This window comes from Caballeronia sp. AZ7_KS35, from assembly GCF_023631045.1.
Taxonomy (GTDB): Bacteria; Pseudomonadota; Gammaproteobacteria; order Burkholderiales; family Burkholderiaceae; genus Caballeronia; species Caballeronia zhejiangensis.
This window is the reverse complement of record NZ_JALQDV010000032.1, coordinates 291,571-317,943: the sequence shown is the minus strand read 5'-3', so window position 1 is coordinate 317,943 and position 26,373 is coordinate 291,571. Positions and strand designations below refer to the sequence as shown.

General features: G+C 63.8%; 21 protein-coding genes. 8 read left to right on the top strand and 13 right to left on the bottom strand.

The window, feature by feature from the left end:
- Positions 1-20 precede the first annotated feature (20 nt).
- The gene (locus NCT05_RS21230; protein ID WP_250503107.1) at positions 21-1,820 is read left to right on the top strand and encodes a RecQ family ATP-dependent DNA helicase; all 1,800 of its coding nucleotides are present in this window, start codon (positions 21-23) and stop codon (positions 1,818-1,820) included.
- On the opposite strand, the gene NCT05_RS21225 is transcribed toward NCT05_RS21230, so the two are convergent.
- The 7 genes from NCT05_RS21225 to NCT05_RS21195 all read right to left on the bottom strand — a co-directional run bounded on the left by NCT05_RS21225 (position 1,786) and on the right by NCT05_RS21195 (position 8,725).
- Complete coding sequence (locus NCT05_RS21225) at positions 1,786-2,787, bottom strand: HEAT repeat domain-containing protein (protein ID WP_250503106.1); 1,002 nt, start codon at positions 2,785-2,787, stop codon at positions 1,786-1,788. The genes NCT05_RS21230 and NCT05_RS21225 overlap by 35 nt on opposite strands.
- The gene (locus tag NCT05_RS21220) at positions 2,784-3,614 is read right to left on the bottom strand and encodes an ABC transporter ATP-binding protein (protein ID WP_175979536.1); all 831 of its coding nucleotides are present in this window, start codon (positions 3,612-3,614) and stop codon (positions 2,784-2,786) included. The genes NCT05_RS21225 and NCT05_RS21220 overlap by 4 nt, the downstream gene beginning before the upstream one ends.
- Positions 3,611-4,429, bottom strand: a complete 819-nt coding sequence (locus NCT05_RS21215; protein ID WP_208456974.1) for an ABC transporter permease — start codon at positions 4,427-4,429, stop codon at positions 3,611-3,613. The genes NCT05_RS21220 and NCT05_RS21215 overlap by 4 nt, the downstream gene beginning before the upstream one ends.
- A 4-nt stretch (positions 4,430-4,433) precedes the next feature.
- Positions 4,434-5,840 (bottom strand): ABC transporter substrate-binding protein, encoded by a 1,407-nt coding sequence (locus NCT05_RS21210; RefSeq protein ID WP_250503105.1) that lies wholly within the window; start codon positions 5,838-5,840, stop codon positions 4,434-4,436.
- Between the two features lie 17 nt (positions 5,841-5,857).
- Positions 5,858-6,103, bottom strand: a complete 246-nt coding sequence (locus tag NCT05_RS21205) for a 4Fe-4S dicluster domain-containing protein (protein WP_008352838.1) — start codon at positions 6,101-6,103, stop codon at positions 5,858-5,860.
- A 10-nt stretch (positions 6,104-6,113) separates the two neighbouring features.
- On the bottom strand, positions 6,114-7,850 hold the full coding sequence (locus NCT05_RS21200) for a fumarate reductase/succinate dehydrogenase flavoprotein subunit (protein ID WP_250458028.1): 1,737 nt from the start codon (positions 7,848-7,850) through the stop codon (positions 6,114-6,116).
- A gap of 68 nt (positions 7,851-7,918) precedes the next feature.
- Positions 7,919-8,725: a GntR family transcriptional regulator gene (locus NCT05_RS21195; protein ID WP_250436068.1), complete on the bottom strand. Its 807-nt coding sequence runs from the start codon at positions 8,723-8,725 to the stop codon at positions 7,919-7,921.
- A 159-nt stretch (positions 8,726-8,884) separates the two neighbouring features.
- Here NCT05_RS21195 and NCT05_RS21190 point away from each other — a divergent pair, with 159 nt between their 5' ends.
- The 3 genes from NCT05_RS21190 to NCT05_RS21180 all read left to right on the top strand — a co-directional run bounded on the left by NCT05_RS21190 (position 8,885) and on the right by NCT05_RS21180 (position 11,965).
- On the top strand, positions 8,885-9,484 hold the full coding sequence (locus tag NCT05_RS21190; RefSeq protein ID WP_250436067.1) for an RBBP9/YdeN family alpha/beta hydrolase: 600 nt from the start codon (positions 8,885-8,887) through the stop codon (positions 9,482-9,484).
- Between the two features lie 95 nt (positions 9,485-9,579).
- Entirely contained in the window at positions 9,580-10,581 is a 1,002-nt protein-coding gene (locus NCT05_RS21185) for a sulfate ABC transporter substrate-binding protein (protein ID WP_250503104.1), read from the top strand.
- Positions 10,582-10,672: 91 nt separating this feature from the next.
- Positions 10,673-11,965 carry a chloride channel protein gene (locus NCT05_RS21180; RefSeq protein WP_250503103.1) on the top strand — a complete coding sequence of 431 codons (1,293 nt, stop codon included), beginning with the start codon at positions 10,673-10,675 and terminating at the stop codon, positions 11,963-11,965.
- Here the strand turns inward: NCT05_RS21180 and NCT05_RS21175 are convergent.
- From NCT05_RS21175 to NCT05_RS21165, 3 genes are read right to left on the bottom strand one after another with little or no spacing between them, the layout of a single operon-like run.
- Positions 11,890-13,425, bottom strand: a complete 1,536-nt coding sequence (locus NCT05_RS21175) for an efflux transporter outer membrane subunit (protein WP_250458026.1) — start codon at positions 13,423-13,425, stop codon at positions 11,890-11,892. The two genes, NCT05_RS21180 and NCT05_RS21175, sit on opposite strands and share 76 nt — an antisense overlap.
- Positions 13,422-16,544, bottom strand: a complete 3,123-nt coding sequence (locus NCT05_RS21170; protein ID WP_250503102.1) for an efflux RND transporter permease subunit — start codon at positions 16,542-16,544, stop codon at positions 13,422-13,424. The genes NCT05_RS21175 and NCT05_RS21170 overlap by 4 nt, the downstream gene beginning before the upstream one ends.
- Complete coding sequence (locus NCT05_RS21165; protein ID WP_175979529.1) at positions 16,541-17,662, bottom strand: efflux RND transporter periplasmic adaptor subunit; 1,122 nt, start codon at positions 17,660-17,662, stop codon at positions 16,541-16,543. Before NCT05_RS21165 ends, NCT05_RS21170 begins: the two co-directional genes overlap by 4 nt.
- Before the next feature lie 272 nt (positions 17,663-17,934).
- Here NCT05_RS21165 and NCT05_RS21160 point away from each other — a divergent pair, with 272 nt between their 5' ends.
- Both NCT05_RS21160 and NCT05_RS21155 read left to right on the top strand, forming a co-directional pair.
- Positions 17,935-18,558: a TetR/AcrR family transcriptional regulator gene (locus NCT05_RS21160; RefSeq protein ID WP_008352853.1), complete on the top strand. Its 624-nt coding sequence runs from the start codon at positions 17,935-17,937 to the stop codon at positions 18,556-18,558.
- A 96-nt stretch (positions 18,559-18,654) separates the two neighbouring features.
- Positions 18,655-20,961 (top strand): mechanosensitive ion channel family protein, encoded by a 2,307-nt coding sequence (locus NCT05_RS21155; protein ID WP_250503101.1) that lies wholly within the window; start codon positions 18,655-18,657, stop codon positions 20,959-20,961.
- A gap of 1 nt (position 20,962) precedes the next feature.
- Here NCT05_RS21155 and NCT05_RS21150 read toward each other — a convergent pair whose 3' ends face one another.
- Together NCT05_RS21150 and NCT05_RS21145 are read right to left on the bottom strand one after the other, a co-directional pair.
- Positions 20,963-23,359 (bottom strand): phosphoketolase family protein, encoded by a 2,397-nt coding sequence (locus tag NCT05_RS21150; RefSeq protein ID WP_008352857.1) that lies wholly within the window; start codon positions 23,357-23,359, stop codon positions 20,963-20,965.
- A 76-nt stretch (positions 23,360-23,435) separates the two neighbouring features.
- Positions 23,436-23,693 (bottom strand): hypothetical protein, encoded by a 258-nt coding sequence (locus NCT05_RS21145; protein ID WP_033536715.1) that lies wholly within the window; start codon positions 23,691-23,693, stop codon positions 23,436-23,438.
- Positions 23,694-23,960: 267 nt separating this feature from the next.
- Between NCT05_RS21145 and NCT05_RS21140 the strand changes: the two genes are divergently transcribed.
- Positions 23,961-24,368 carry a hypothetical protein gene (locus NCT05_RS21140; protein ID WP_008352859.1) on the top strand — a complete coding sequence of 136 codons (408 nt, stop codon included), beginning with the start codon at positions 23,961-23,963 and terminating at the stop codon, positions 24,366-24,368.
- Between the two features lie 117 nt (positions 24,369-24,485).
- Positions 24,486-25,664 carry a porin gene (locus tag NCT05_RS21135; protein ID WP_008352860.1) on the top strand — a complete coding sequence of 393 codons (1,179 nt, stop codon included), beginning with the start codon at positions 24,486-24,488 and terminating at the stop codon, positions 25,662-25,664.
- On the opposite strand, the gene NCT05_RS21130 is transcribed toward NCT05_RS21135, so the two are convergent.
- The gene (locus tag NCT05_RS21130; protein WP_250503100.1) at positions 25,600-26,319 is read right to left on the bottom strand and encodes a hypothetical protein; all 720 of its coding nucleotides are present in this window, start codon (positions 26,317-26,319) and stop codon (positions 25,600-25,602) included. The two genes, NCT05_RS21135 and NCT05_RS21130, sit on opposite strands and share 65 nt — an antisense overlap.
- Positions 26,320-26,373: the final 54 nt, after the last annotated feature.

Sequence of the window (26,373 nt, the reverse complement as noted above, 5' to 3'; positions counted from 1 at the left end):
ACGATCCGCGTTACCTTCGAATGAACGACAGAGCCGACATCCACACGCAATCGCGCAAGCCGCTCGATCGCGAACTCGAAACCGCGCTGCGCAAAGTCTTCGGCTTTCCGCACTTGCGTCCCGGACAAGAAGACGTGATTCGCAGCGTGCTCGACGGCAACGACACGCTCGCCGTCATGCCCACCGGCGCGGGCAAGTCGCTGTGCTATCAATTGCCCGCGCTGCAATTCGATGGCATGACGGTCATCGTGTCGCCGCTGATTTCGCTGATGCGCGATCAGCTCACGAAGCTGGTCGAAGCGGGCATTGCGACTGCCATGCTCAACAGCACGCTCTCCGCGAGTGAACAGCGCGACGCGATGCAGGCCATCGCGCGACACGAAATCCGCATGCTCTTCGTCACGCCCGAGCGTCTCGTCGATGCCGAATTCACCGCCGAACTCACCGCGAAGGACATGCCGCCGATCGCGCTTGCCGTCATCGACGAGGCGCATTGCATCTCGCAATGGGGCCACGATTTCCGGCCGGCATATGTCGAACTGATCCACGCGATCAAGACGCTCGGCCGTCCGCCCGTGCTCGCCCTCACCGCGACGGCGACGCCCGCCGTCATCGTCGATATCGTGCGCGAACTGGAGATGAAGCGCGCGAACGTCATCCATACGGGCGTCTTTCGCGACAACCTGCATTTCAGCGTCGAACAACTCACGAACCCGGATGACCGGCGCCGGCGCGCGATCGAGATCGCGACGGGCGAAGCGGGGAGCGGCATCGTCTATTGCGCGACGGTCGCGGAATGCGAGGCGCTGCATGCCGCGCTCGTCGATGCGGGTGTCGAGGCCGAGCGCTATCACGGCAAGCTGTCGTCGGGCGCCCGCTCGTCATCGCAGGACGCGTTCATGGAGAACCGCGCGCGCGTGATGGTCGCGACCAATGCGTTCGGCATGGGCATCGACAAGCCCGACATCCGCTTCGTCATTCACGCGCAGATGCCCGGCAGTCTCGATGCGTACTATCAGGAAGCGGGGCGCGCCGGCCGCGACGGCGAGACCGCGCGTTGCACGCTGTTGTTCGAAATGAAGGACAAGCAGGTGCAGCAGTTCTTCATGAGCGGCCGATATCCGAGCGCGGAGATGATTGCGCGCGTCGCGGAGAAAGTGCGCGAACTCGCGAGCGACGATGCCGCCCGCACGCTCGACAAGCCGCTTGCGCGTCTGCGCGAAGCGTTGCCGAACATCGGCGCGAACAAGCTGCGCGTGGCGGCGGCGCTGCTCAACGATCTCGGCATGACGCGTCGCACGCGGCGCGGCGGCATGAAGCTCGTCGACGACGATGCGGCCATCGCGAAGCTCGAAGGGGCGTCGCAGGAATACGCGGCGCGCAGCGAACGCGATCGCGCGGTGCTCGAGCGCATGATCGCGTATGCGCAGAGCGCGCAGTGCCGCTGGCGCATGCTGCTCGACTACTTCGCCGACGACATGAACGACGCGCGCACGTCCGCGCCGCTGCGCGCGAGCGATGTGCATTACCGCGCGCCCGACGACGAACTCGACGGCGGCCACTGCGGCGTGTGCGATAACTGCGTGCATCCGCCGGAGGTGATCGAGAGCCCGCGCGAAGTGCGCGAACAGATGCGCGCCAAAGAAGAAGAGCAAGCCGATCGCAAGACGAAGGCGTTCGCGCCGGGCGAGCGCGTGAAAGTGCGTCGTTATGGCGAAGGCATTGTCGAAATGATCAGCGGCGAGCGCGTCGCCGTGCGCTTTCCCGATGACGAGACGCGCACCTTCATCGCGCGCTATGTGAAGCGTGCCGCTCGCTGATCTGCGCAATCGCGATGCGCGCGGCCTTGCGCACTTCCGGATCGCCGTCGTCGAGTGCGGCTTCGAGCACGGCGAGCGCATGCGTATCGCCGAGTTCGCCCAGTGAAAGCGCGGCCTCCTTGCGCACGTTGCTGATCGGAAACGTCAGCAGTTCCGACACGGCATGCGTGCTTGCGACATCGCGCAAACGTCCGAGCGCGCGTGTCGCCTGCAACGTGACTTGCCAATAGTCGTCGGAGAGGGCGTCTTCCAATGCATTGCGCGCGGCGACGAGACGCAGCTTGCCGAGCGTCGCGGCGGCTTCCTCACGCACACGCCACGCTCGATCGGAGAGCGCGTGGATCAACGTTTCGATCACGCCGTCGTCGGTGGCGAAGCCCAATGCGCCGACGGCAGCGTGACGCACTTCCGTCGAAGCATCGGTGCGCGCGATGTGCTTCAACTGCGGCAGCGCATCCACATGACGCAGCCAGCCCAGCACGCCGATGGCCTCGCGCCTCACGAACGGCGACGCATTCGCTAGCGCCGCAAGCGCAGGTCCGGCCGCGCTCGGCAAGCGCAATTCGCGCAACGCGCGCAAAAGGGCCGCGCGCTTGAACGCGTCGGCATCGGTATCGGCATCGGCGAGATGCGGCAGCAGGCGTTCGCCCGCGACGGGATCTTTCAACGCAGCGAGACTGTCGGCGGCGGCTTCGCGCGTATCGGTATCGGCGTCGTCGAGCGCGGCGCATAGCGCATCGACTGCTTCGTCCGTTTCCCACGCGCCGAGACGTTGCGCCGCGGTGCGACGCACGTCGGCATCCGTGTCGTGGCGCAGGGCATCGGCGAGCAGGGGCAGCCAGGCTTCGTCTTCGAGGTCGGCGGCTTCGAGCACGGCGAGACGGCGCACGGCGGCATCGGCATCGTTGAAGCGCGCGGCGAGGGCGGCGTCGGTGACGGTATCGAAAAGTGGATTGGTGTGCGTCATGAGAGAACGGAGTGTGATATGTCGATGCGCGCGGGCGCGTCGTTCGATGCGGCCATCGGGCTCGCAAGCGGATAACGAAGCAACGCGAGACAACGACGCTTCAACGCGACGAATCCGGCTTCCGTGACGAGCTCGCGTTCACGCGGACGCGCAAACGGCACGCGCAGTTCTTCGAGCACCGTGCCCGGGCTATGGCTCATCACGAGAACGCGATCAGCGAGAAAGAGCGCTTCGTCGATGTCGTGCGTGACGAACATGACCGTCGGACGGCGCTCGCTCCATACATCGAGCAGAAGCGCCTGCATCGATGCGCGCGTTTGTGCATCGAGCGCGCCGAAGGGTTCGTCCATCAGCAGCACGCGCGGCTCGTTGAGCATCGCGCGCGCGATCTCCGCGCGTTGCTGCATGCCGCCCGAAAGCTGCGCGGGATAGCGCTCCGCGAACGCGCCCAGCCCGACGCGATCGAGCAACGCCCGCGCGCGCAGATGCCGCTCGCGTTTCTTCACGCCGCGCATCTTCAGTCCGAACGCAACGTTATCGAGCGTCTTGCGCCACGGCAGCAGCGTGTGCTGCTGAAACACCATGCCGCGCTCGGGATGCGGTCCTTCGATGAGCTTGCCATCGAGCGTCGCGCGGCCCGCGTTCGGCGCGACATGTCCCGCGAGCGCGGCAAGCAAGGTCGACTTGCCGCAGCCCGACGGCCCGAGTATGCAGACGAATTCGCCCGGCTCGATGACCGCGTTCACATCGCGCACGGCGGTGAATGCGCTCGCGCCGTCGCCCAACGCAATGCCGAGCGCTTCGAGTTGGATGCGGCCCGCGCTCATCGAATCCTCCCTGCGGCGAGCCACGGCGTGAGCCGCGTGCCCGCGACGCGCACGAGCGCGCTGCTGCCCATGCCGAGCAGGCCGATCAGCAACATGCCGACGACGACATCGGGATAACGCTGCACCGTGTACGACTGCCATGTGTAATAGCCGATGCCGTATTGCCCCGAGATCATCTCGGCGGTGACGAGGCAGAACCACGACGTGCCCATGCCGATGGCAAGGCCGGTGACGATCGCGGGCGCCGCGCCCGGCAGGATCACTTCGCGCAGGATCACGCGATTGCCCGCGCCGAGACTGCGCGCCGACGACACGAGCCGTGGCTCCACGCCTTCGACGCCGTGTATCGTGCCGAGCAGGATCGGAAAGAACGCGCCGGTGAAGGTGATGAAGATCATCGACATTTCGGAGGAAGGAAACATCAGGATCGCGAGCGGAATCCACGCGACGGCGGGAATCGGCCGCAATACTTCGAGCGGCGTGAGCAACGCGAGGCGCGACCATTGCGAGCGGCCGATGGCGATTCCGAGCACCACGCCGCTCGCCGCCGCCGCGACATAACCCGCCGCGATGCGTCTCACGCTGCTCGCGAGGTCGGCCACGAGCTTGGGCGAATGCGCGAGATCGATGATGGCCGCGAGCGTATCGGCGGGCGTCGGCACATTCTCGAACGTGACGATGCCGAGGTTCCAGCGATGCGTCGTCGCCAGATGCCATAACGCGATGCACAGCGCGAGCGACGCCCACTGCACGCCGGCGCGCGCGCCGCGTGAACGCAGCAACGAAGGAGCGGAGTATGCGAGCGTCGCCATCATGGCCTCATCGGTTGGCGAGCGCGGTCGGCTGGCGCGCGGCGGCGAAGTCGAGCACTTGTCCGCCGTGCGCGTTCGCCCAGGCCTCGGCGCGATCCTTCAGCAGGAACGCGTTCAACTGGCCGTCGCCGGTCTTCGCGAACCATGCCTGATTGCCGAGCAGCTTGATGCCGCTCTCACGATCCTGCGCATAGAACGCGCGCACCTGTTTGCCATCGCGTTCGAGCGTGCCGAGCTCGCGCACCGCTTCTTCCGGCGACGCATAGCTGCGCACCTTCGGCTCGCCGCGCACCCAGATCTGCGCGACGCGATCCGTCTTTGCGATGGGCTTGCCCGTCAGCGCATCGTTCGCGACGAGCGGCGCCGGCGCATAGTTCTTCAGTGCCGCTTCGTAGTCGAGATGCTCGGCCTTGAATGCGGCGCGCAAGTAACTATCGTCGATGAAGCTATTGGCGTTCAGATCGCCGTCGGCACGCTTGAGCAGCTTGAGCGTATCGAACGATGTCTGCACGGCCTTGCGATACTCGGGCTTCCATGTGAGATCGCGCGTCTGCAAGCCGAGCGGACCGTGAAAGAGATAGTCGACTTCAGGCTCGATGCCCGTCACCTTCGCAATCAGCTCGCTGTACTTCTCGGGTTCCGCCGTGAGCAGACGATTCGCTTCGATCGCGGCACGCAAGTACGCGACGACAATCTCCGGATACTTCTGCGCATAGTCCTTTTCGACGAGCGTGCCGTGCAGCGTAGGCGATCCCGCCTGCGAGCCGTCGTAGATCTTGCGCGCGAAACCGCGATACGGAAACAGCTCCGCGAAGGGCACGAAGTCCGCGTGCGCGTCGATCTTGCGCGTCTGCAATGCGGGTCCGGCGACTTCGGGCGCCTGCGTGACGATATTCACATCGCGCTCCGGGTCCCATCCTTGCGCCGCGACCGCGCGCAGCAACATGCCGTGCGCGGTCGATGCGAACGGAACGGTGATCGTCTTGCCCTTCAGATCGGCGATGGACTGCGCGGGCGAATCCGTCGGCACGACGATGCCGTTGCCGCTGCCGCGCACGCTGCCCGACAACACGCTGATGAAGATGCTGCTCTTGCCGGCCTTCTGATTCGCGACGCCGTTCAGCACGCCGGGGAAATCCGCCATCGAGCCGAAATCGAGCTTGCCCGCGACCATCTCGTTCGTGATCGGCGCGCCGCTCGTGAAGTTCTTCCATTGAACGTCGTATTGCGCGTCCTTGTATTTGCCATCGTGCGGCAAGTACTTTTCGAGCAGATGCAGTTCGCGGATCAATGCGCCGCCGGCTGCGGTATTGATCGTCGTGTCCTGCGTGCCGATAGCGACGCGGATCGTTTCCGCATGCGCAGCGCCCGCGAACAAGGCGACTGCAAGCGCGATGGATAGCGTTCGTTTCATGAAGCGAGTCCTCGTCATCATCGAAGAAGATAGGGAATGTCGACATGCACGGCATTGGTCGGGCAATCGCGTTCGCAGGGCATGCAGTACCAGCATTCGTCGAACTTCATGAAGGCTTTGCCGGTGTCGGGATCGATTGCGAGCAGGTCCATCGGACAGACATCGATGCAGACCGTGCAACCCTTGTCGGCGATGCACTTGTCTTCGTCGATCATCACGGGAAGGCTCGAGCGCTGGCGCGCTTCGCGGGGCACGAGTGCCATGTTCTCTCTCCTATGCAGCGACGGGCTGCGACGTGCGAGCCACGCGCAGACGCGAATACGCGCCGCGCTCGGACTCGTCGACGGGAACCACGTACGGTTCCACGGGTTTCTTGAAGGACGTCATGCGTCCCGATGCGTCCTTCTTCAGATGCGCGTGGCAGAACCATTCGTCATCGTTGCGCTCAGGAAAATCGACGCGATGGTGATAAAGGCCCCAGCGGCTCTCCGTGCGATACAGCGACGCGCGCGCGGCCATTTCCGCGCAATCGAGGATCGCGGCGACTTCAGCGGCGCGCATCAGCTCGTGCGGATCGGCGGCGCCGAGACGCTCGACGTCCTCGCGAATCTCCGCGAAGCGTTGCAGGCCGATCTCCATGCGACGCGTGACTTTCGGCGGCTGTAGATAGTCGTTCACGAAGCGGCGCAGCTTGTATTCGACTTGCGCGGGCGGCAGGCCATGTTCGCGCGACAGCGGCGCAAAGATGCGGGCACGCTCATGTTCGATCTGCGATGCGTCGAGCGCGGGCAGCGCGCGGCCGGCGACATGCGCGGCGGCATCTTCACCGGCGAACCATCCGTAAGTGAACGCGCCGAGCATGTAGTTGTGCGGCACGGCGGCCATGTCGCCCGCCGCGTAAAGCCCTTGCACCGAAGTGCGCGCGTGCTCGTCGACCCATACGCCCGATGCGCTGTGTCCGCTGCACAGGCCGATCTCCGAGATGTGCATCTCGATCATGCGCGAGCGATAGTCGTTACCGCGCCGCGCATGAAAGCGCCCACGGCTCGGCCGCTCGTTGGTGTGCAGGATCGTTTCGATCGTTTGAATCGTTTCTTCCGCGAGATGATCGAGCTTGAGAAACACCGGCCCGTTGCCGCTCTGGAGTTCCTGATAGAACTCCCACATCATTTGCCCGCTCCAGTAATCGCATTCGATGAAGCGCTCGCCCTTGCCATTCGCCGTATAACCGCCGAGCGGTCCCGTCACATACGCGCATGCCGGGCCGTTGTAATCCTTGATGAGCGGATTGATCTGGAAGCATTCGAGATTGGCGAGTTCCGCGCCTGCGTGGTACGCCATCGCGTAACCGTCGCCGGCGTTGGTCGGATTCTCGTACGTGCCCATCAGATAGCCCGATGCGGGCAGGCCCAATCTGCCGGCCGCGCCGCAGCAGAGAATGACCGCTTTCGCGCGGATCACGTAGAAGTCGGCGGTGCGGCAATCGAAGCCCATGACGCCCGCGATCTCGCCATTCGGGCCATTCAGAAGACGCGTGGCGACGACGCGATTCGTGATCTCCACGCGCGCACGCTTCAATTGCCGGTACAGCACCTTCTTTACGTCGTGACCTTCGGGCATCGGCAAGACATACGCGCCCATGTGATGCACCTTGCGCACGGCATAGTCGCCGGTATGGTCCTTCTCGAACTTCACGCCCCAGCGATCGAGCTCCTCGATGGTCGTGAAGCTGTGGCGCGCATACGCATAAATCGTGGCCTGATTGACGATGCCGTCGTTGGCCACGGTGATTTCCTTCGTGTACTGCTCGGGCGTCGCGTGGCCGGGAATGATCGCGTTGTTCAGGCCGTCCATGCCCATCGAGATCGCGCCGCTGCGTTTCACGTGCGCCTTGTCGATGAGCAGCACGCGCAGATTCGGGTCGCGCTGTTTCGCCTTGACGGCGGCCATCGGCCCAGCCGTGCCGCCGCCAACGACGACGATGTCGTATTCGAGTTCGTGGGTCTGCATGATCTGGTTTCGCCGCTTGTTATGACAAGTCAGGACCAGATTCTAGAAGTGCGCGAACCGCGAGGGAATCAATTGTTTTTGCTTTGCTTGTGCCTGCTTCGAATAACGCGCGATGCGGCGGGCGAGGTCCGTTCGCGATCGATGCGCAGCCGATACTGGAACGTATCGCCTCGGAAATAGAGGTATTCGAAGTCGATGGGCTTGCCGCCGGCATCGTGCGTGAGGCGCTCGATGCGCAGAAGCGGTGCGCCTTTTTTCACGTCGAGCGCATCCGCGATGTCGGGCGCGGCGGCGATGGCGTCGATCGCCAGATCGGCGTGACCGAGCGGCACGGCGCAGTCGTTTTCGAGCATCAGGAAGATATCGCGCGTGGCGAGCTCCGCGCGCTTCAGGCGTTTGCCGATGGCTTCGGGCAGGAACGTCACTTCGTACGAAACGGGCGCGCGATTGAGCAGGCGCACGCGATGAATCTCGGCGACGCTGCTGCCTTCGGCAAGCGCGAGTTGCGCGGCGACTTCGGGCGGCGCGGCCACGACGCGCATCTGCACGACGCGATTGATGATCTCGTGTCCGCTCTCCGACATCGCCTCGGCGAAACCCTGCAGCGACGTCACGTTCTGAAACGCCTTCGGTTGCGATACGAACGAGCCCTTGCCGTGGACCTTGAAGATCAACCCTTCCTTTTGCAGGTCGCCGAGCGCCTGGCGGATCGTGATGCGGCTCACGTCGAACATCGTCATTAGCTCGCTTTCCGAGGGCATGCGGCTCATCGGCGGATAGCGGCCATCGAGAATGCCGGAGCGCAGCACGTCCTTGATCTGCGTGTAGAGCGGTACGTGCGAATCGAGCGAAACGGAAGGGCGACGGGTCGGCATGAGAGCGGGAAGGGGAAGGAAGGCGGGCGCTTCGAGCTGCGATTATAGCGGCGCGCCCCGGCGGCATCGCCATAAACAAATGACGAAATATTGGTTAGCGCCCGCTGCGCGCTGCACGAGAATGGAACCTGTCCAGTTCGAGTCCAGCGAGGATCGAAGATGAATCATCGTAACGCGCCCGATGCACGAAACGCAGGAAACGCGGTCACGCTCGTCACGGTGCCCGGCTTGCACGGCAGCGAGGACGCGCACTGGCAGAGTTGGCTCGAACGCGAGATGCCCGGCACGCGGCGCGTCGAGCAACGCGACTGGAGCACGCCGAATCTCGCGATCTGGAGCGATGCCGTCCTCGACGTCCTCGCGGGCATCGACGGTCCTGTCGTCATCGCGGCGCATAGCTTCGGCTGTCTTGCCACGGGACATGCGCTGAGTCACGCATACTTGCCGAACGTGAAGGGCGTGCTGTTCGTCGCGCCCGCGAGCCCGGCGAAGTTCCGTTTCGCGGGCGCGTTCAACGCGCGCAGGCTCGATACGCTGTCGCTCGTCGTCGGCAGCGAGACCGATCCGTGGATGCCGCTCGACGACGCGCGCACGCTCGCGCAGCGCTGGAACAGCGCGTTCGTCAATCTCGGCGATGCGGGGCATATCAATACATCGGCGGGATTTGGGCCGTGGCCGCTCGCGAAGCATTTCGTCGAAACGCTCGCCCGCCGCGCGTCGCCCGAATACGAAGAGGAGGAACAGCGCGCGTATGGTTGACCCCGCTGTCTGAATTCGTTCAATGCATGCATGGCCGCCCTCGGGCGGCCTTTGTCTGTTGTGCGGTAGACAAACCCCTTGTCTTTGGAGAGAAAATGGCAGTTCACAAGAAGCTGATCGTTACGGTTGCACTCGGCATCGCGGCGAGCTTCGCGCATGCGGACACGACGCTGCTCAACGTCTCGTACGACGTGACGCGCGAGCTGTACAAGGATATCGACGCGGCCTTCGTCGGGGACTACAAAAAGAAGTCGGGCGCGACGGTATCGGTGCGGCAGTCGCATGGCGCATCGAGCGCGCAGGCGTTGTCGGTGACGCAAGGTTTGCAGGCCGATGTCGTCACGATGAATCAACCCAACGACATCGACTTGCTCGCGGAGCGCGGTCAGCTCGTGCCCGCGAACTGGCGCAGCCGTCTGCCGGACGTGAGCGCGCCCTACACGACGACGATGGTTTTCCTCGTCCACAAGGGCAATCCGAAGAACATCAAGGACTGGAGCGATCTCGCGCGGCCCGGCGTGCAAGTGGTGATTGCGAATCCGAAGACATCGGGCAACGGACGCTATGCGTATCTCGCGGCATGGGGCTTCAAGAAGCAGCAAGGCGCAAGCGACGCGCAGGCGCAAGACTTCGAGAAAGCCGTCTTCAAGAACGTGCCCGTGCTCGATACGGGCGGGCGCGGCGCGACGACGACCTTCACGCAGCGCGGCATCGGCGATGTGCTCGTCACCTTCGAAAACGAAGTCGGCCTGATGAGCGCGGGACCGGGCGCGAAGGACTTCGAGGCGGTGTATCCGTCGGTGAGTCTGCTCGCGGAACCGCCTGTGTCGATCGTCGACAAGGTCGTGGACAAGCGCGGCACGCGCAAGGAAGCGCAGGCGTATCTCGACTTTCTGTTCACGCCTGCCGCGCAGGAAATCATCGCGCAGCATCATCTGCGTCCGCGCAACGCCGACGTGCTTGCAAAACACGCGAGCGAGTTCAAGCCGCTGAAAACCTTCACCGTCGAGCAGATGTTCGGAAGCTGGCAGAAGGCGCAGCAGACGCATTTCGCCGATGGCGGCACGTTCGATCAGGTCGTGGCGGACAAGAACTAGCATCGTTCGTATTCGAAACTGCGTGCGCAGCGCGAAGAGCAACTGGGGGACTTGGGATTAAGCTGTACGTTTTCCCCCAACGGTGACTGCGATGCCCTCGTCGAACGCAAGCGCGAAGCTCATCGTCGTTACCGTGCTCGTCGGTCTGGGCGCGGGTCTCGGCGGCATGTCGCTGGCGCTCTTGCTGCATCTGATCCAGCACGTCGCGTTCGGCTACAGCCTCGATGCGTTCACCAGCGGCGAAAGCTTTCTCGAAGGCATATCGGCTGCGTCGCCCGCGCGGCGCTTCATCGTGCTGACGCTTTGCGGTGTCGTCGCGGGCGTCGGCTGGTGGTGCGTGCATCGCTTCGGCAAACCGCTCGTCAGCATCGCGAAGGCCGTCAAGGCCGACGATCCGCGCATGCCGACCGGCAGCACGATCGCGCATGCGCTCCTGCAGATCGTCACGGTCGCGATGGGCTCGCCGCTCGGCCGCGAAGTCGCGCCGCGCGAAATCGGCGCGTTATGGTCCGGCTGGCTCGCGCACTACGCGGGACTCACGCCCGTGCAATCGCGCATCATGGTCGCGTGCGGCGCGGGCGCGGGGCTTGCCGCCGTCTATAACGTGCCGCTCGGCGGCGCCGTGTTCGTGCTGGAAGTGCTGCTCTGCACGTTCGATGGCGCGATCATCGCGGCGGCGTTCGTGACGTCGTCGATCGCGGCAATGGTCGCGTGGATCGGGCTCGGCGACGGGCATCAGTATCATCTGCCGGACTTCACGCTGAACGCGCAACTGCTCGCGTGGGCCGTTGTCATGGCGCCGGTTTTCGGGGCGGCCGCGCGTCTTTTCGCGAAGCTCACGAGCGCCGCACGCGAAAACGCGCCACGCGGCAAGACGTTGCCTGTGCTGACGATCGCGAATTTCGCGCTAGTCGGCGCGCTGGTCATGTATTACCCGCAGCTCGCGGGAAACGGCAAAGGTCCGGCCGGTCTTTCCTTCGAAGATCACGTGAGCTTCGCGCTCGCGGGCGTGCTGCTCGTCCTGAAGGTAACGATCGAAGTGAGCTCGCTGCGCGCGGGCGCGCAAGGCGGCCTGCTCACGCCGGGCCTCACCAACGGCGCGCTGCTCGCCATCGTGCTCGGCAGTCTGTGGAACGGCATCTGGCCGGGCACGCCGCTCGGCGCGTTCGCGGTCATCGGCGCGGGTGCGTTTCTCGGCGCGGCGATGCAGATGCCGCTGACCGCGCTCGTGCTGATGCTCGAATTCACGCGTTTCGATCACGACTTCCTGATTCCGTCGGCGATTGCGATAGCGGGCGCGACGCTCACCTATCGCTGGCTCGCGCAACGTTCGCCCGCGCCTTCGGCCGCGCCGCAGCAAACGTTGCGAGGTCTCTCCGACTGATCGTCCGAACATCGCGTTTGCACGACCGATGCTTCCGGCGCAACCGGCGAACCCATCGCCTGAAAGAGCGCGGCGGTATCGCTCAGACGCGCGCTGCTCGCGCGGATCGTCGCAAGCCGCGCGTTGAGATACTGCTGCTCGCTGCCGCGCGCCGCGCGAGGCGGGATCGCGCCGAGACGCACGCGCGCAGCCGCATCCGCCGATGCATCGCGTGCCGCGTTGCTCGCGCGATCGGCGAAGGCGAGCGTTTCGCTGTCCGTTTCGAGCGACGCCAGCGTGTTCGCGACGTTCTGAAACGCCGCGAGCACGGTCTGCTTGTACTGCGCGACGGCGGCCTCATACGTGGCGATGGCCGCGCGCCGTTGCGCGAGCAGCGCGCCGCCATGAAAGATCGGCTGCGACAGGGATGCGCCCACGCTCCACAACGCGCCCGCGCCCGAGAGCGCGGTCGGCCAGTCGAAGCCGCCTTTGCCCATCGATGCCGATATCGACAAGCTCGGAAACAACTGCGCCGTCGCGACGCCGACTTGCGCCGCCGACGCCTTCAACGCCGAATCGGCGGCCTGGATGTCGGGGCGCGTCTGCAGCAATTCCGACGGCAGCACGACCGGCACATCGGACGGCACGGCGAGGCTCGCGAGATCGAGATCGTCGGGCGCCTGATCGGGCGTGCGTCCGAGCAGGACGGCGAGCGCGTGGCGGGTCGCAAGCCATTGCGCGCGCAAGCCCGGCAATTGCGATGCGAGCGACGCCGCGTTCTGCTGTGCGGCGAGCATGTCGGCGCGCGATGCGGAGCCGAGCGCGTAGCGGCGTTCGGCATCGTGCGCGTCGTCGTTGGCTAGCGCGACGAGACGCGTCGTCACGTCGATCTGCGCATGCAACGCGGCCGCGCCGATCGCACCCGTCACGATGTTCGCAGCAAGCGCACGGCGCGCGGCATCGAGTTGAAAGGCCTGTTGGTCGACCTGCGCGGCAAGCGATGCATTCGCATAGCGCGCCGCGCCGAAGAGATCGAACGTGTATTGCGCCTGAATCTGCCCGACGAAGAGGTTGTAGAGCACGGTCGGCGGGCCGCCCTGCGGAATGCCGAAGCCGCGTTGCCGCGTCGCTTGTCCGCCCGCATCGATCTGCGGCAACAGCGACGAACCCACTTGCGCGCGCAACTGTTCGCGCGCCGCGACGAGGCTCTTGTCGGCTGCCGCGAGATTCGGGCTCGCGCGCAAGCCTTCATCGACGAGTGCATTCAGCGTATCCGACCGATAGCGCTTCCACCATTCGGGCACGGGCTTCGCGCCCACATCGAAACGTTGCGACGCGCCTTCTGCGCTCACGCTCGCCTGCACTTGCGTTTCGGCGCCGTAATGCGCGGGCTGCGGCATCGCGGGCGGCTTGCCATCGGGGCCGAGCGCGCACGCATTCAACGCGACGCACGCGCAAGTCATCAATAGCCGGCGATTCATGACGATGCTCCTTCGCGTTCGTCGAGCTTCACGCGAAACCACGCGGCATAGAGCGCGGGCAGATAGAAAAGCGTGAGCACGGTCGCGCTCGTGATGCCGCCCATGAGCGCGGTGGCCATCGGGCCGAAGAAGTTGCTGCGCAGAAGCGGAATCAGCGCGAGCACGGCGGCGGCTGCGGTCAGCGTGATAGGGCGGAAGCGCCGCACCGTCGCGCCGATGATCGCATCGAATCGCTTGTGCCCCGACGCGATGTCCTGCTCGATCTGATCGACGAGAATCACCGAGTTGCGCATGATGATGCCGAACATCGCTATGACGCCGAGCATCGCGACGAAGCCGAACGGCTTGCCGAATGCGAGCAGCGTGACGACCACGCCGATGAGTCCGAGCGGCGCGGTGAGCACGACCATCATCACGCGCGAGAAGCTCTGCAATTGAATCATCAGCAGCGTGAGCACCACGATCACCATCACCGGCATCTGCGCGTTGATCGACGCCTGACCCTTGCCGCTTTCCTCCACCGATCCGCCCACTTCCACGCGATAACCCACGGGCAACGCGCGGCGAATCTCGTCGAGCTTCTCGTCGATGGCGTGCGTCACGTCGATGCCTTGCGCGTCGCCCTTCACATCCGATTGCACGGTGATGGTCGGCTGGCGGTCGCGTTCCCAGATCACGCCGTATTCGAGCGTATCGACGACGCGGCCGAGCGCCCCCAGCGGCACCGGTCCGTGCGGCGTCGGCATCGCGATCGTCGCGAGCCGCGAAGGATCCACACGCTCGGCGCGCGGCGCGCGCAAGTCGACGCTGATGAGCTTGTCGCGCTCGCGATACTGCGTGACGGTCGTGCCGGTCAGCGTCATCGCGAGAAAGCTCGATATGTCCTGCGACGTGACGCCCGCATCGCGCGCCTTCTGTTGATCGATCTCGAAGCGCACCGAGCGCTCCGATGGCTCGTCCCAGTCGAACTGCACATTCGTCGTGCGCGAGTCGGCGCGCATGTCGCCGGCTACTTGTTCCGCGATATGACGCACCGTGCCGATATCGTCGCCGCTCACGCGAAACTGCACCGGATAGCCGACAGGCGGACCATTCTCCAGACGCGACAGGCGCGTACGCACGGCGGGGAAGCGCTCGCGCAACATCGGATCGAGCCAGCGCGCGAGCTGCTCGCGCGCTTCGACCGACTTCGCGGTGACGACGAACTGCGCGAAGTTGGGCGTCGGCAATTGCTGATCGAGCGGCAGATAAAAACGCGGCGCGCCGGTGCCGACGAAGCTCACCACATGATCGATTTCATCGCGGCCCTTCAACGCTTCTTCGAGACGCTTCGCTTCGCGCAGGGTCGCTTCGAACGATGCGCCTTCCTGCAATCTCACGTCGATCAGAAGTTCGGGTCGATCCGAGCTCGGGAAGAACTGCTGCGGCACGAGCGTGAAGCCGGCCATCGCGATGACGAAGAGCACGACCGTGACTGCGAGCACGACGAAGCGCCGCTTCACGCACCAGCCGACCCATCGGCGCAGGCGTCCGTAGAACTTCGTGTCGTAGATATCGTGTTCGTGATCGTCGGGCAGATGCGCTTCTTTCTTGCGCTCGGGAAGCAGCTTGTAGCCGAGCAGCGGAATCAGCACGACCGCCGCGAGCCACGATGCGATCAACGCGATCGCCGATACTTCGAAGATCGAACGCGTGTACTCGCCGGTACTCGACTTCGCGAGCGCGATCGGCAGAAAGCCCGCGACGGTGACGAGCGTGCCGGTCAGCATGGGAAACGCCGTGCTCGTGTAGGCGAACGCGGCGGCGCGCGTGCGGTTCCAGCCTTGTTCGAGCTTCACGGCCATCATCTCGACGGCGATGATCGCGTCGTCGACGAGCAGACCCAATGCGAGAATCAGCGTGCCGAGCGAAACCTTGTGCAAGCCGATATCGAAGAAATACATGAAGAGCGCGGTGACGGCGAGCACGATGGGAATCGAGATCACGACGACCATGCCCGTTCGCACGCCGAGCGATACGAGGCTCACGATCAGCACGATGACGACCGCTTCGGCGACCGCTTCGAGAAAGTCGTCGACGGAATGCGAAACCGCTCGCGGCATGCTCGACACTTCCGTCAGCTTCAAACCCGCGGGTAGTTGCGCACGCAACTTGATCATCGTTTCATCGAGCGATTTGCCGAGACGCACGACGTCTTCGCCCGGCTGCATCGTGATGCCGATGCCGAGCACGGGCACGGCCGCCGAACGCATCTGCGTGACGGGCGGATCGATGTAGCCGCGCTTGATCGTCGCGATATCGCCGAGCCGGAACGAACGCCCGTTCACGTTGATGAGCGTATCGGCGAGCGCGTCCACGCTCTTGAACTGGCCGCTCGGACGCACGAATACGCGATCGTTCGGCGTGGTCAGCACGCCCGCGCTCGACACGGCGTTCTGTCCGTCGATGGCCTGCGCGATCTGCTGCGGCGAGATGTTCAGACGCGTGAGCGTCGTATTGGGGATCTCGACATAGATGCGCTCTTCCTGATCGCTGAAGTAATCGACTTTCGCGACGCCCGGCACGCGCAACAGAACCGTGCGCAGCGAATCGGCGTAATCGTGCAGTTGCGCGGGCGAGAAGCCGTCGCCTTCGAGCGCGTAGATGTTGGTGTAGACATCGCCGAACTCGTCGTTGAAGAAAGGGCCTTGCGTGCCGGGCGGCAAGGTCGCGGCGATATCGCCCACTTTCTTGCGGATCTGATACCACTCCTCGGGCACGTCTTTCGCGGGCGCGGAATCTTTCATCTGAAAGAAGATCAGCGATTCGCCGGGACGCGAATAGCTGCGCATGAAATCCGTGTAGGGCGTTTCCTGCAGCTTGCGCGCGATGCGGTCGGTCACTTCCTCCTGCACCTGTCGCGCGGTCGCGCCGGGCCAGAACGTGCGGATCACCATCACGCGGAACGTGAAAGGCGGGTCTTCGGACTGCGCGAGCCGCGTGTACGCGAGGATGCCGAAGATCGTCGCCATCGCGATGAGAAACACGACGAGCGCGCGATGCCGCAGCGCCCACGCGGAGAGATTGAAGCGGCCTTCTTCGTGGCGATAGGCGTCGTTGTCTTCGCGTGTATCGCTCATGACGCGAAGTCCTCGGGATGCAGCGGCGCGACGACGCGCACTTTCTCGCCCGCGGACACCGTATGCACGCCTTGCCACACGATGCGCTCGCCCGCCGCGATGCCGCCCGCGAGCGTCACCGTGCGCTCGCCATAGCGCGCGACTTCGACGCGCCGCAGTTCGAGCGCATCGCCCGGTTGCTTCACGATCCACACGGCGGGATGGCCGTTGTCGTGAAAGAGCGCCGTCGATGGAATCGTGAACGCGCCTTTCGCGTCGCTGGCTGCCGCGAACGCGATGTCCGCCGTCATGCCGAGCCGCACATCGGGCGTCGGCGCTTCGAGCGTGAGCTTCGCGCGCCAGGTGCGGCTTTGCGTGTCGGCGGCGGGCGACAGTTCGCGCACGCGCGCCTTGAAGGTCTTGCCGGGCAGTGCGGCGAGCTTCACGTTCGCTTCGCGTCCGACGGCGAACGCGGCGAGCGCGGCTTCGGGCACGTCGCAGATCACGTCGATATCGCCGCTCCATGCAAGCGTATAAACGGCCTGGCCCGCCGTGACGTTCTGGCCGGTGTCGGCTTGCTCTGCGGTGATGACGCCCGCGTGATCGGCGGCGAGCGTCGCGTAGCGCAGTTGATCGGCGGAGAGCCCCGCTTGCTGCTGCGCCTGATTGCGCTGCGCGAGCGCCGACGCATACGCGTTCTGCGTCTGTTCGAGCTGCGCGGGCGCGATGAGATTTTCGGCGGCCTGCGCGCGATCGCGATCGAGTTGCTGCTTTGCATAGACGAGCTGATGCTCGGCCGCATCGAGCTGCGCGCGGGCGCTGGCACTGTTCTTCTCGGCATCGGCGGGATCGAGCCGGGCGACGACTTGCCCCGCCTTCACGCTATCGCCGAGGCGCACGCGCCGTTCGAGAATCTTGCCGTTGATGCGAAACGAGAGCGGCGTCGAATAACGCGATTGCACCTGACCGGGCAGGCTCGACGCGGTCGCGTGGCCGTCGGCTTGTGCCGCGACGGCGACGACCGGACGCGGTGCGGGCGCAGGCGCTTCATGCCGCTTGCAGGCGACGAGCGCAACACAGACGATCGGGACGAATGCCGCGCGCGCCACGACCGACGCGGGTGAGTGCAAGAGCTTCACAGGAACCTCGGCGCCCGCAAGGGCATGGTGCCGCGCGCCGCGAAGACGTGACGCGCCGCTCGTGGGCAAAGCAGGGGAAATGGGTTGTCCGGGGCTGTCCGGCAGCAATTTCGAGAAACGAGCCTGAATGGGGCGGATTGATGCATCGACCTGAAAGCCCCGTCCGGCAAGGGTTTCGACGACCCGGACGCAAATACGAAGTGAATTCTAATACACACTTGTATCTGAATGCAAAGACGGATTCGTAAGCCCTGCGGTGCTACACTGCGCGCATGAAACCAGTCCGTCTCACCCGCGAGCAGAGCCGTGACCAGACGCGTCAGCGTCTGCTCGACGCTGCGCAAGCGGTTTTCACGAAGAAAGGATTCGGCGCATCGAGCGTCGAAGATGTAGCCGCCGACGCGGGCTACACGCGCGGTGCGTTCTATTCGAACTTTTCTAGCAAGGCCGAGTTGCTGCTCGAAGTGCTCAAGCGCGATCACGACACGATCATGCAGCGCCTCTCCACGATTTTCGAAGATGGCGAGGCGTCGCGCGCCGACATGGAAGCGCGCGTGCTGCAGTACTACAGCGAGTGCTATCAGAACAACGCGTGCTTTCTTCTGTGGGTCGAAGCGAAGCTGCACGCGAGCCGCGACGCGAGGTTCCGCGCGAGCTTCAATGCGCTGATGCGCGAACTGCGTCAGACCACGACCGATTACATCCGCGCTTTTTCCGAACGCGTGGGCACGCCGCTCACCATGCCGCCCGAACAGATGGCGCTCGGCCTCATCGCGCTGTGCGACGGCGTGCAGTTCTTCTATTCGTCGGACCCGCAGTCGGTGCCGGCGCAATTCGCCGAGGACGTCCTCGCGCAATTCTTCCGGCGTGTCGTGCTGAGCGGCGCCGCCGAATAGGACAGCCTGATGGCACGCCTGAATTCGATACGCTAATCTTTGCGCGAGAGCCGTTCGCGATCTCGCGCAACGGCGATGATCCTGGAGGGCGACTCCATGAGCGCATTCACGCGGCACATCGATGCGAGGCGTGTCCTGATGGCACTCGGTGTCTTGATCGGATGTGCGTGCGTGTTTCCGGCGATGGCCGCGCCGCTGACCGGTGCGATGCAGAAGTTCATCGCGCCGCAGACGCCCGCCGATGCGACCGCGGCGTCCGCGCCGTCGTCCGCGAGTCAGGCCGAAATGGTGCGTTCGCTGAACAGCCTCATCGGCACGCTCGACAACGACGCGCAACGCAGCGCGCTCGTCACGCAATTGAAAGCGTTACGCGATGCGACGCAGAGCGCCGCGCCCGCCACGCCCGCGCCTGCCAATGCCGATCTTCTTGGCGCGATCGCATCGGGCATTGCATCCGTCGAAACGAATCTCAGCGAAGGGCTCACGCCGATGCGTTTTTGGACCGCGCGCGGCAGTGCGGCCGCGGGCGAATTGCAGGCCGTCGTCACGGGCGCGAAAGGCGAATCGTTCGGCAGGATCGTCAGCGGCATGGGCGCGACGCTCGCGGGATGGGGCCTGTGCGCGTTCTTGCTGATCCGCGTGCAGCGGCGCATCTTCGCGCGCTATGGCCGCGACGTCGCGCTCGCGCCGAATCCGACATCGACGCAATTGCTCGCGTTCGCGCTGCGTCAGACGGGGCCGTGGGTGGTCGCGTTCATCGCGGTGCTGCTCTTCGTGCGCGCGATGCCCGATGCGCTCGGCCGCACGCTCGGGCTCGTCATTGCTTATGCGATCGTCGCGGGCTCGATCTTCTCGGCCATCTGCATGATCGTGTTTTCGGTGTTCAGCACGGCGCATCGGCGCGTGGCCGTGCAGCAACTGCTGACGCGCACGCTCTGGCCGCTCTTTGCGATCGGCGCATCCGGCGCGCTCGGCGATGCCACTGCCAACGCCGATGTCACACGGCAGCTCGGCCCCAATCTCGCGGGCATCATCTCGACCTTCGCGGGGCTCGCCGCCGCGTTGCTGTGCGGCTATTTCGCGCTCGCTTACCGGCGGCCCGTGACGCATCTGATCCGCAATCGGCCGTATGCGCGCAGGCGCGATCATCAGTTCGCGACGGAAGCGCTCGATATCCTCGCGTCGCTATGGCATATCCCGATACTGCTGATCGCGGTGGCATCGGTGGTCGCGATCATCGACGGGCGCGGCGCGGAAGGCGACGTGCTGCGGCCGTCGTTATTGAGCGCGGCGCTGCTCGTGCTTACGCTGTTCGCGTCCGCGCTGCTGCTGCATTTGACGCGCCGGCGCGACACGCGCGCGCAGCGCCGCGCGCCGCATCTCACGCGCCTGTTGCGCTTCGGATGCACGCTGATCGTATTGTTGATCTGGCTGGCTTATCTGCGCTTCGAGCTCGAGCTATGGAGCGGACCGATCGCGCGGCTCATCAGGCACAGCGCGATGACGCCCGGCTTCAGGCACGCGCTGATCGCGGTCGTCGCGACGGTGTTCGGCGCGTGGTTCATCTGGATCGTGCTCGATACCGTGATACTCGAAGCGCTCGGCCAGAACAGTTCGCGCAACAAGGCGCTGAGTCCCGGCGTGCGCGCCCGCACGATGTTGCCGCTCGTGCGCAATGGCATCTTCGTGACGGTCGCGAGCCTCGCGGCCATCGTCGCGTGCGCGAGTCTCGGCATCAACCTGACGCCGCTGCTCGCGGGCGCCGGCGTGATCGGCCTGGCGGTCGGCTTCGGCGCGAAATCGCTCGTCACCGATCTGATCACGGGGCTGTTCATCATCGTCGAGGAGACGATTTCGGTCGGCGACTGGATCGACATCGACGGCGGACACGCGGGCACCGTGATGGACCTGACGATCCGCACGGTGCGCCTGCGCGACGGACAAGGCGCGGTTCACACGATTCCGTTTTCGCAGATCAAGATCGTGAAGAACCTGTCGCGGGATTTCGCGAATGCAGTGTTCGAAGTGCGCGTGCCGTTCTCGGCGAAGCTCGACGACATCACGCGCATGATCAACGAAGTGGGCGCCGACATGATGGCCGACTTTCGCTTTCGCAACGAAATAATCGGGCCGGTCGAAGTGTGGGGACTCGATCGCTTCGAGTCGAACTGCATCGTCGTGAAAGGGCAGATCAAGACGAAACCGCTCCAGCAATGGAGCGTCGCGCGCGCCTTCAATGCGAGGCTCAAACTCAAGATGGATGAAGCGGGCATCGAGATGATGTTGCCGCAGATGCGCATCCAGACATCGAAGGAGAGCGACGAACGCTCGCAGGCTCAGACCCGGCATGCAGCGGATGGCGCCGTGCAGCCGGATCTTCGCGTGCTCAAGGAATCTCCGTGATTCAGAAGGGCCATACCCAGTCGGCGATTTCCGGCTTGTCGGTGCCGTGCGTATGCGCGTAATCGAGGTGACGGATGATCGCGTTCTTCATGTCCTCCCTCAAGTGCGCGGTCCTTGCCTGCAGGCGCGGCACGCGATCGAGCACATCGATGACGAGATTGAAACGATCGACCTGATTGAGTATCGCCAGTTCGAGCGGCGTGTTGATGTTGCCTTTTTCCTTATAGCCGCGAACGTGCAGATTCTCGTGATTGTGAAAGCGATAAGCGAGCTTGTGAATCAGCCACGGATAACCGTGGAAGTTGAAGATCACAGGCTTGTCGAGCGTGAAGAGGCTATCGAATTCACGCGCGCTCGATCCGTGCGGATGCTCGGTGTCGGGCTGCATCTTGAAGAGATCGACTACGTTCACGAAGCGCAATTTCAATTCGGGCAACTGCTCGCGCAGGATCGCCGCGGCGGCTAGCGCTTCTTGCGTCGCGACATCGCCGCAAGAGGCGAGCACGACGTCGGGCTCCTCGCCTTCATCGGTGCTCGCGCGCCGCCATATGCCGATGCCTTTGGCGCAATGAACGATCGCTTCGTCGATGGTCGCGAATTGCAGATGCTTCTGCTTGTCCGCGACGATGATGTTGATGCAGTCGGTCGAGCGCAGACATTGATCGGCCACGACGAGCAGTGTGTTGGCATCGGGCGGCAGATACACGCGCGTGACCGAAGGGCTCTTGTTCGTGACGAGATCGATGAAGCCCGGGTCCTGATGCGAGAAGCCGTTGTGATCCTGCCGCCATACCGTCGATGAAAGCAGAATCGTTTCCGACGAAACCGATGCGCGCCAGGGCACATGGTTCTTGCAGATGTCGAGCCACTTCGCATGTTGATTGAACATCGAATCGATGACATGCGCGAACGCTTCGTACGTGTGGAAGAAACCGTGCCGCCCTGAAAGCAGATAACCTTCGAGCCAGCCGAGCAATGTGTGCTCGGAAAGCATTTCCATCACGCGGCCGTCGCGGGACAACTCCCCGCCGTCTTCGTCTTCGGGCAGAAGGTCGGCCATCCAGACTTTCTTGCTGACTTCATAGATCGCCTGAAGCCGATTCGAGGCCGTTTCATCGGGGCCGAACACGCGGAACCGGTCCATGTTGCAGCGCATGACGTCGCGCAGGAATGCGCCGAGCGGACGGGTATTTTCGTGCAGGAGCTTGCCGGCCTGACCGACATCGACGGCATAGTCGCGGAAATCGGGCAGCTTGAGTTCCTTGCGCAACGTGCCGCCATTCGCATGCGGATTCGCGCTCATGCGCCGTGTGCCAACGGGCGCGATCGATCTGATCTCTTCACGCAGGCGGCCGGTTTCATCGAAGAGTTCTTCGGGCTTATAGCTTTGCATCCAGCGTTCGAGCACGGCGAGATTCGCGGGATTGTTATGCACGTCGGAGAACGGCACCTGATGGGCGCGCCATGAACCTTCGACCTTATGTCCGTTGATTTCCTTCGGACCGGTCCAGCCTTTCGGCGTGCGCAAAACGATCATCGGCCAGCGCGGCCGTTTCACATGGCCATCGTTGCGCGCCTTGTCCCAGATCGCGCGGATGTCGGCGGTCGCGGCATCGAGCGTTTCCGCCATCTTCTTATGCATCTCGTTGTGATCCGATCCCTCGACGAAATAAGGCCGATAACCATAACCGACGAACAAGGCCTCCAGCTCGTCATGACCGATGCGCGCGAGGATCGTCGGATTCGCGATCTTATAGCCGTTGAGATTGAGGATCGGCAGCACCGCGCCATCGCGCGCGGGATTGATGAACTTGTTCGAGTGCCACGCCGTTGCGAGCGGACCGGTTTCCGCTTCGCCGTCGCCGACGACGCACGCGACGATCAACTCCGGATTGTCCAGTGCCGCGCCATAAGCGTGCGAAAGGCTATAGCCGAGTTCGCCTCCTTCATGGATCGATCCCGGCGTTTCGGGCGTCACATGCGAGCCGATATGCCCCGGAAAGGAAAACTGCTTGAAGAACTTCTGCATGCCTTCGGCATCTTCGCTCTTGTCCGGATAGACCTCCGAATACGTGCCTTCGAGATACGCGGGACCGAGCACGCCGGGCGCGCCGTGACCGGGGCCGGCCATGAAGATCACGTCGATGTCGTCGCGCCTGATGACGCGGTTCAGATGCGCCCATACGAACGACAGTGCGGGACTCGCGCCCCAGTGCCCGAGCAGCCGGTGTTTGACGTGTTCGGCCTTCAGCGGTTCGCGTAGCAGCGGGTTATCGGCGAGAAAGATCATGCCTGCCGAAAGATAATTGCACGCGCGCCACCACGCATCGACGAGGCGAAGTTCATCGCCTTCGAGAGCAGAAGAATGCGACGCGCCATTTCTGGAGTGCTTGCTCATCACGAGGTCTCCTTTCATTGAACGTTCATCGGCGATTGCGGGAATGCGATAGACAGGAAACAACCTGTCCCGCACATCAATACTTGATATTGCGTGCTGCCTGTCGTCCCTGTTGCTTCGTGTCGCGTTTGTCGTGACGGCAACTCGCGTTCGATTGCTGATTCGCCGCGCGGCAATCCTGTTTCGTATGGCGTGCGTGCTGTCGCGTGTCCTGGCGGACGTCGCGTCCCGCGCGGCGTTGTTGTGCCTGTTCCGTTGCGAAAGAGGCATTCGGTATGGCGCAGACGAGTATTGCAGTGGACAAGGCAATGAGTCGGAGCTTGCGCGCAAACATGATGTGGTCTCCGGAAGATGCGTGATCGGAGTCGATCCGCTCTTCAAGATAGATGCTGCGCGCAGAGTTGTGAAACCCGTCATGCAATTCGAGAATCACATTTCGATTCGTTGCACAATTCGTGATTACGATTCGATGGCGTCATCGTCAGGAAACGCACCGCCAAATGAATTAAAATGATTTAAGAGCGCTGAATTTCATTCGACCGTAGCGTCTTTCGGGCATTCGATGACACGTCTTATCCGAAGGTATTGGGTCGCCGGCATCATGGCTTTTGTTGTCGGCAGCTTCGCATCAGCCAGCGAACAGGCTCGCCTGATCCCCAATCAGCGCGTGGCGGCGAATGTGCTGTTCTTTCCCGCGCCAGCCATTGTCTCGACCGAAAGCGTGTCTCGCGTCGGGCCTCGTCATCCGCGATATGCATTCAAGGGCACGATGGACGCGCTCGACGCCATCGCATTGTCGAAGTACGAAAGAAATGTTCATCCCGATCTGAGCCAGCTCGCGCGGGCTTATCCCTTGCCGCTATCGCCCAATTCGGCGCCCGTTCGGGTGCAGCCGCGCGACGACATCACGAACGACACGGACGATTGGCATTTCTCTGCCAATCCGCAGCTCGGCGTGAATCACGAGCATGAAAAGGGCATGACATTCTCGGTGCGCCACGACTTTTAAGCGGACGCCCGAGCCCGTGCTCGCGCGCGATATTTTCAGGTTGCCGGTTATCGTTTCGGTCGCATAAAGTGGATGAGGCATGCGTGTCTTTACCCGACATCGATGGAGCCTCGGCAAATGAAAAAGTTGCTTATGAGCGGTGCGGCCACGATGATCGCTTGCGCGGGCGCGGCCCACGCGCAAAGCAGCGTGACGCTCTACGGCCTCATCGACGCCGGCATCACGTATTCGAACAATCAGATCACGCCGACCGGCGGCGGCCACAGCAATTGGGAACTGAAAAGCGGCCCAGTCCAATACAGCCGATGGGGCTTGCGCGGCGCTGAAGATCTCGGCGGGGGATTGAAAGCTATCTTCAATCTGGAAAGCGGCTTCAATCTGAACAATGGACAATCGTCGGTGAATAACCGCCTCTTCAACCGGCAGGCGTATGTCGGCTTGTCGAGCCGCGATTACGGCGTTATCACGTTCGGCCGTCAGACCGACGACATGGTGGATTTCGTCGCGCCACTATCATTGACGGGCACGGAGTATGGCGGCACGCATTTCGCACATCCATTCGATATCGATAACCTCAACGATTCGTTCCAGATCAACAACGCCGTGAAGTATCAGAGCCCGGACTTCGCGGGATTCAAGCTCGGTGCGTTATATGGTTTCTCGAACCAGGCCGGCGGATTTTCGAACAATCGTGCGTACAGCTTCGGCATGTCGTATATGTGGGGACCGCTTAGTTTCGGCGCGGGCTTCCTGCAATTGAACAGCGACGCCGCGACGCCGGGGCAATTGAACACCAACGGCGCCGTCACCGATACGACCGGCTCTTCGCTACAGGGCGTGCTCACGACGACGGCCGTTCCGCTAGGCGCGCTGGCGGGCCGTCAGCAGACGTGGGGCGCGGGCGTGAGCTACGCGATCGGCCCGGCGGTGGCGGGCCTCGTCTATACCCAGACGAATCTGACGGAGCTGTTCCAGACCGGCTCTTCGACGCATGTCCAGAACTTCGAAGGCAACGTGCGCTACGCGCTGACGCCCGCCGTCGAACTTTCGGCCGCGTACACGTATTCGCGCGCGGGCGGGCTCGCGGGCGCGGGCAATCCGCACTGGAATCAAGTCAGCGCGATGGCCGGCTATGCCTTCTCGCGGCGCACCGATGTCTACATCCAGGGCGTATGGCAAGGCGTGAGCGCCAGCGCCAATTCGCCATTGGGTGTGGCGTGGATCAACGGCCTCACGGCGCCATCGTCGACGAGCAATCAGGTCGAAGCGACGGTCGGCTTGCGGCATCGGTTCTGACTTGGAACGCACGAGGCATCGGCAATGCGTTTGCCCGATGCCGATACTTGCGGCCCCAGCCGGTCACGGGCGGCGCATCTTCATCGGAACAGAAGTTCTCGAACTCGCGCCATGTCTCTTCGTAATCGCCTGCGCGCGCGAGCTCGAACTGATGCCCGTCCGTCGCGCACGACGCGAGATTCATGAACTGCTTCAATATCGGCCGGCAGGCGTGGCTGATGTACGGATCGGCTTCCTCGCGCGGCCACTCGTTCGCGGCGATGAGCATCTGACGCCACGCGAGAATGGTTTCGCGGCAGGCGGTGCATTGCGCATCGCCCTGAATGAGCGCGCTCGCTTCGAGCACGGCGATCGCGTGCTCTTCGAACTTCGACAGCTTGATCCACGCGGCGCGCGCGAGCGAATCGGCCTTCCCTTCGCAGAACTCGATGAGCGCGCTGTCGACCTCCGGCGGCGGCTCGAGCTTCATGACGACGCCTTCCTCACGCAGCATCACGCGCACGCCGAAATCCGCGACGAGCATCGCGAGACGGCAACCCCAGCGCATGCTCATGTCGTGAAGCCAGGCTTCGTCGGAAGTCCGAAGCGCGGCGGCGATTTCCTCGCGCGCATCTACGAGCCATCGGCTTTGCGCGACTCCGTCTGTTCGACTCATGGCGGCATCTCGATGCGAGTGAAGCAATTAGCTTAACCCGCCGGGCCGGGGCGT

Excerpts from the sequence above, each read along its gene's own strand:
- NCT05_RS21230 (WP_250503107.1), top strand. The coding sequence starts at position 21 with ATGAACGACAGAGCCGACATCCACACGCAATCGCGCAAGCCGCTCGAT.
- NCT05_RS21225 (WP_250503106.1), bottom strand. The coding sequence starts at position 2,787 with ATGACGCACACCAATCCACTTTTCGATACCGTCACCGACGCCGCCCTC.
- NCT05_RS21220 (WP_175979536.1), bottom strand. The coding sequence starts at position 3,614 with ATGAGCGCGGGCCGCATCCAACTCGAAGCGCTCGGCATTGCGTTGGGC.
- NCT05_RS21215 (WP_208456974.1), bottom strand. The coding sequence starts at position 4,429 with ATGATGGCGACGCTCGCATACTCCGCTCCTTCGTTGCTGCGTTCACGC.
- NCT05_RS21210 (WP_250503105.1), bottom strand. The coding sequence starts at position 5,840 with ATGAAACGAACGCTATCCATCGCGCTTGCAGTCGCCTTGTTCGCGGGC.
- NCT05_RS21205 (WP_008352838.1), bottom strand. The coding sequence starts at position 6,103 with ATGGCACTCGTGCCCCGCGAAGCGCGCCAGCGCTCGAGCCTTCCCGTG.
- NCT05_RS21200 (WP_250458028.1), bottom strand. The coding sequence starts at position 7,850 with ATGCAGACCCACGAACTCGAATACGACATCGTCGTCGTTGGCGGCGGC.
- NCT05_RS21195 (WP_250436068.1), bottom strand. The coding sequence starts at position 8,725 with ATGCCGACCCGTCGCCCTTCCGTTTCGCTCGATTCGCACGTACCGCTC.
- NCT05_RS21190 (WP_250436067.1), top strand. The coding sequence starts at position 8,885 with ATGAATCATCGTAACGCGCCCGATGCACGAAACGCAGGAAACGCGGTC.
- NCT05_RS21185 (WP_250503104.1), top strand. The coding sequence starts at position 9,580 with ATGGCAGTTCACAAGAAGCTGATCGTTACGGTTGCACTCGGCATCGCG.
- NCT05_RS21180 (WP_250503103.1), top strand. The coding sequence starts at position 10,673 with ATGCCCTCGTCGAACGCAAGCGCGAAGCTCATCGTCGTTACCGTGCTC.
- NCT05_RS21175 (WP_250458026.1), bottom strand. The coding sequence starts at position 13,425 with ATGAATCGCCGGCTATTGATGACTTGCGCGTGCGTCGCGTTGAATGCG.
- NCT05_RS21170 (WP_250503102.1), bottom strand. The coding sequence starts at position 16,544 with ATGAGCGATACACGCGAAGACAACGACGCCTATCGCCACGAAGAAGGC.
- NCT05_RS21160 (WP_008352853.1), top strand. The coding sequence starts at position 17,935 with ATGAAACCAGTCCGTCTCACCCGCGAGCAGAGCCGTGACCAGACGCGT.
- NCT05_RS21155 (WP_250503101.1), top strand. The coding sequence starts at position 18,655 with ATGAGCGCATTCACGCGGCACATCGATGCGAGGCGTGTCCTGATGGCA.
- NCT05_RS21150 (WP_008352857.1), bottom strand. The coding sequence starts at position 23,359 with ATGAGCAAGCACTCCAGAAATGGCGCGTCGCATTCTTCTGCTCTCGAA.
- NCT05_RS21145 (WP_033536715.1), bottom strand. The coding sequence starts at position 23,693 with ATGTTTGCGCGCAAGCTCCGACTCATTGCCTTGTCCACTGCAATACTC.
- NCT05_RS21140 (WP_008352859.1), top strand. The coding sequence starts at position 23,961 with ATGGCTTTTGTTGTCGGCAGCTTCGCATCAGCCAGCGAACAGGCTCGC.
- NCT05_RS21135 (WP_008352860.1), top strand. The coding sequence starts at position 24,486 with ATGAAAAAGTTGCTTATGAGCGGTGCGGCCACGATGATCGCTTGCGCG.
- NCT05_RS21130 (WP_250503100.1), bottom strand. The coding sequence starts at position 26,319 with ATGAGTCGAACAGACGGAGTCGCGCAAAGCCGATGGCTCGTAGATGCG.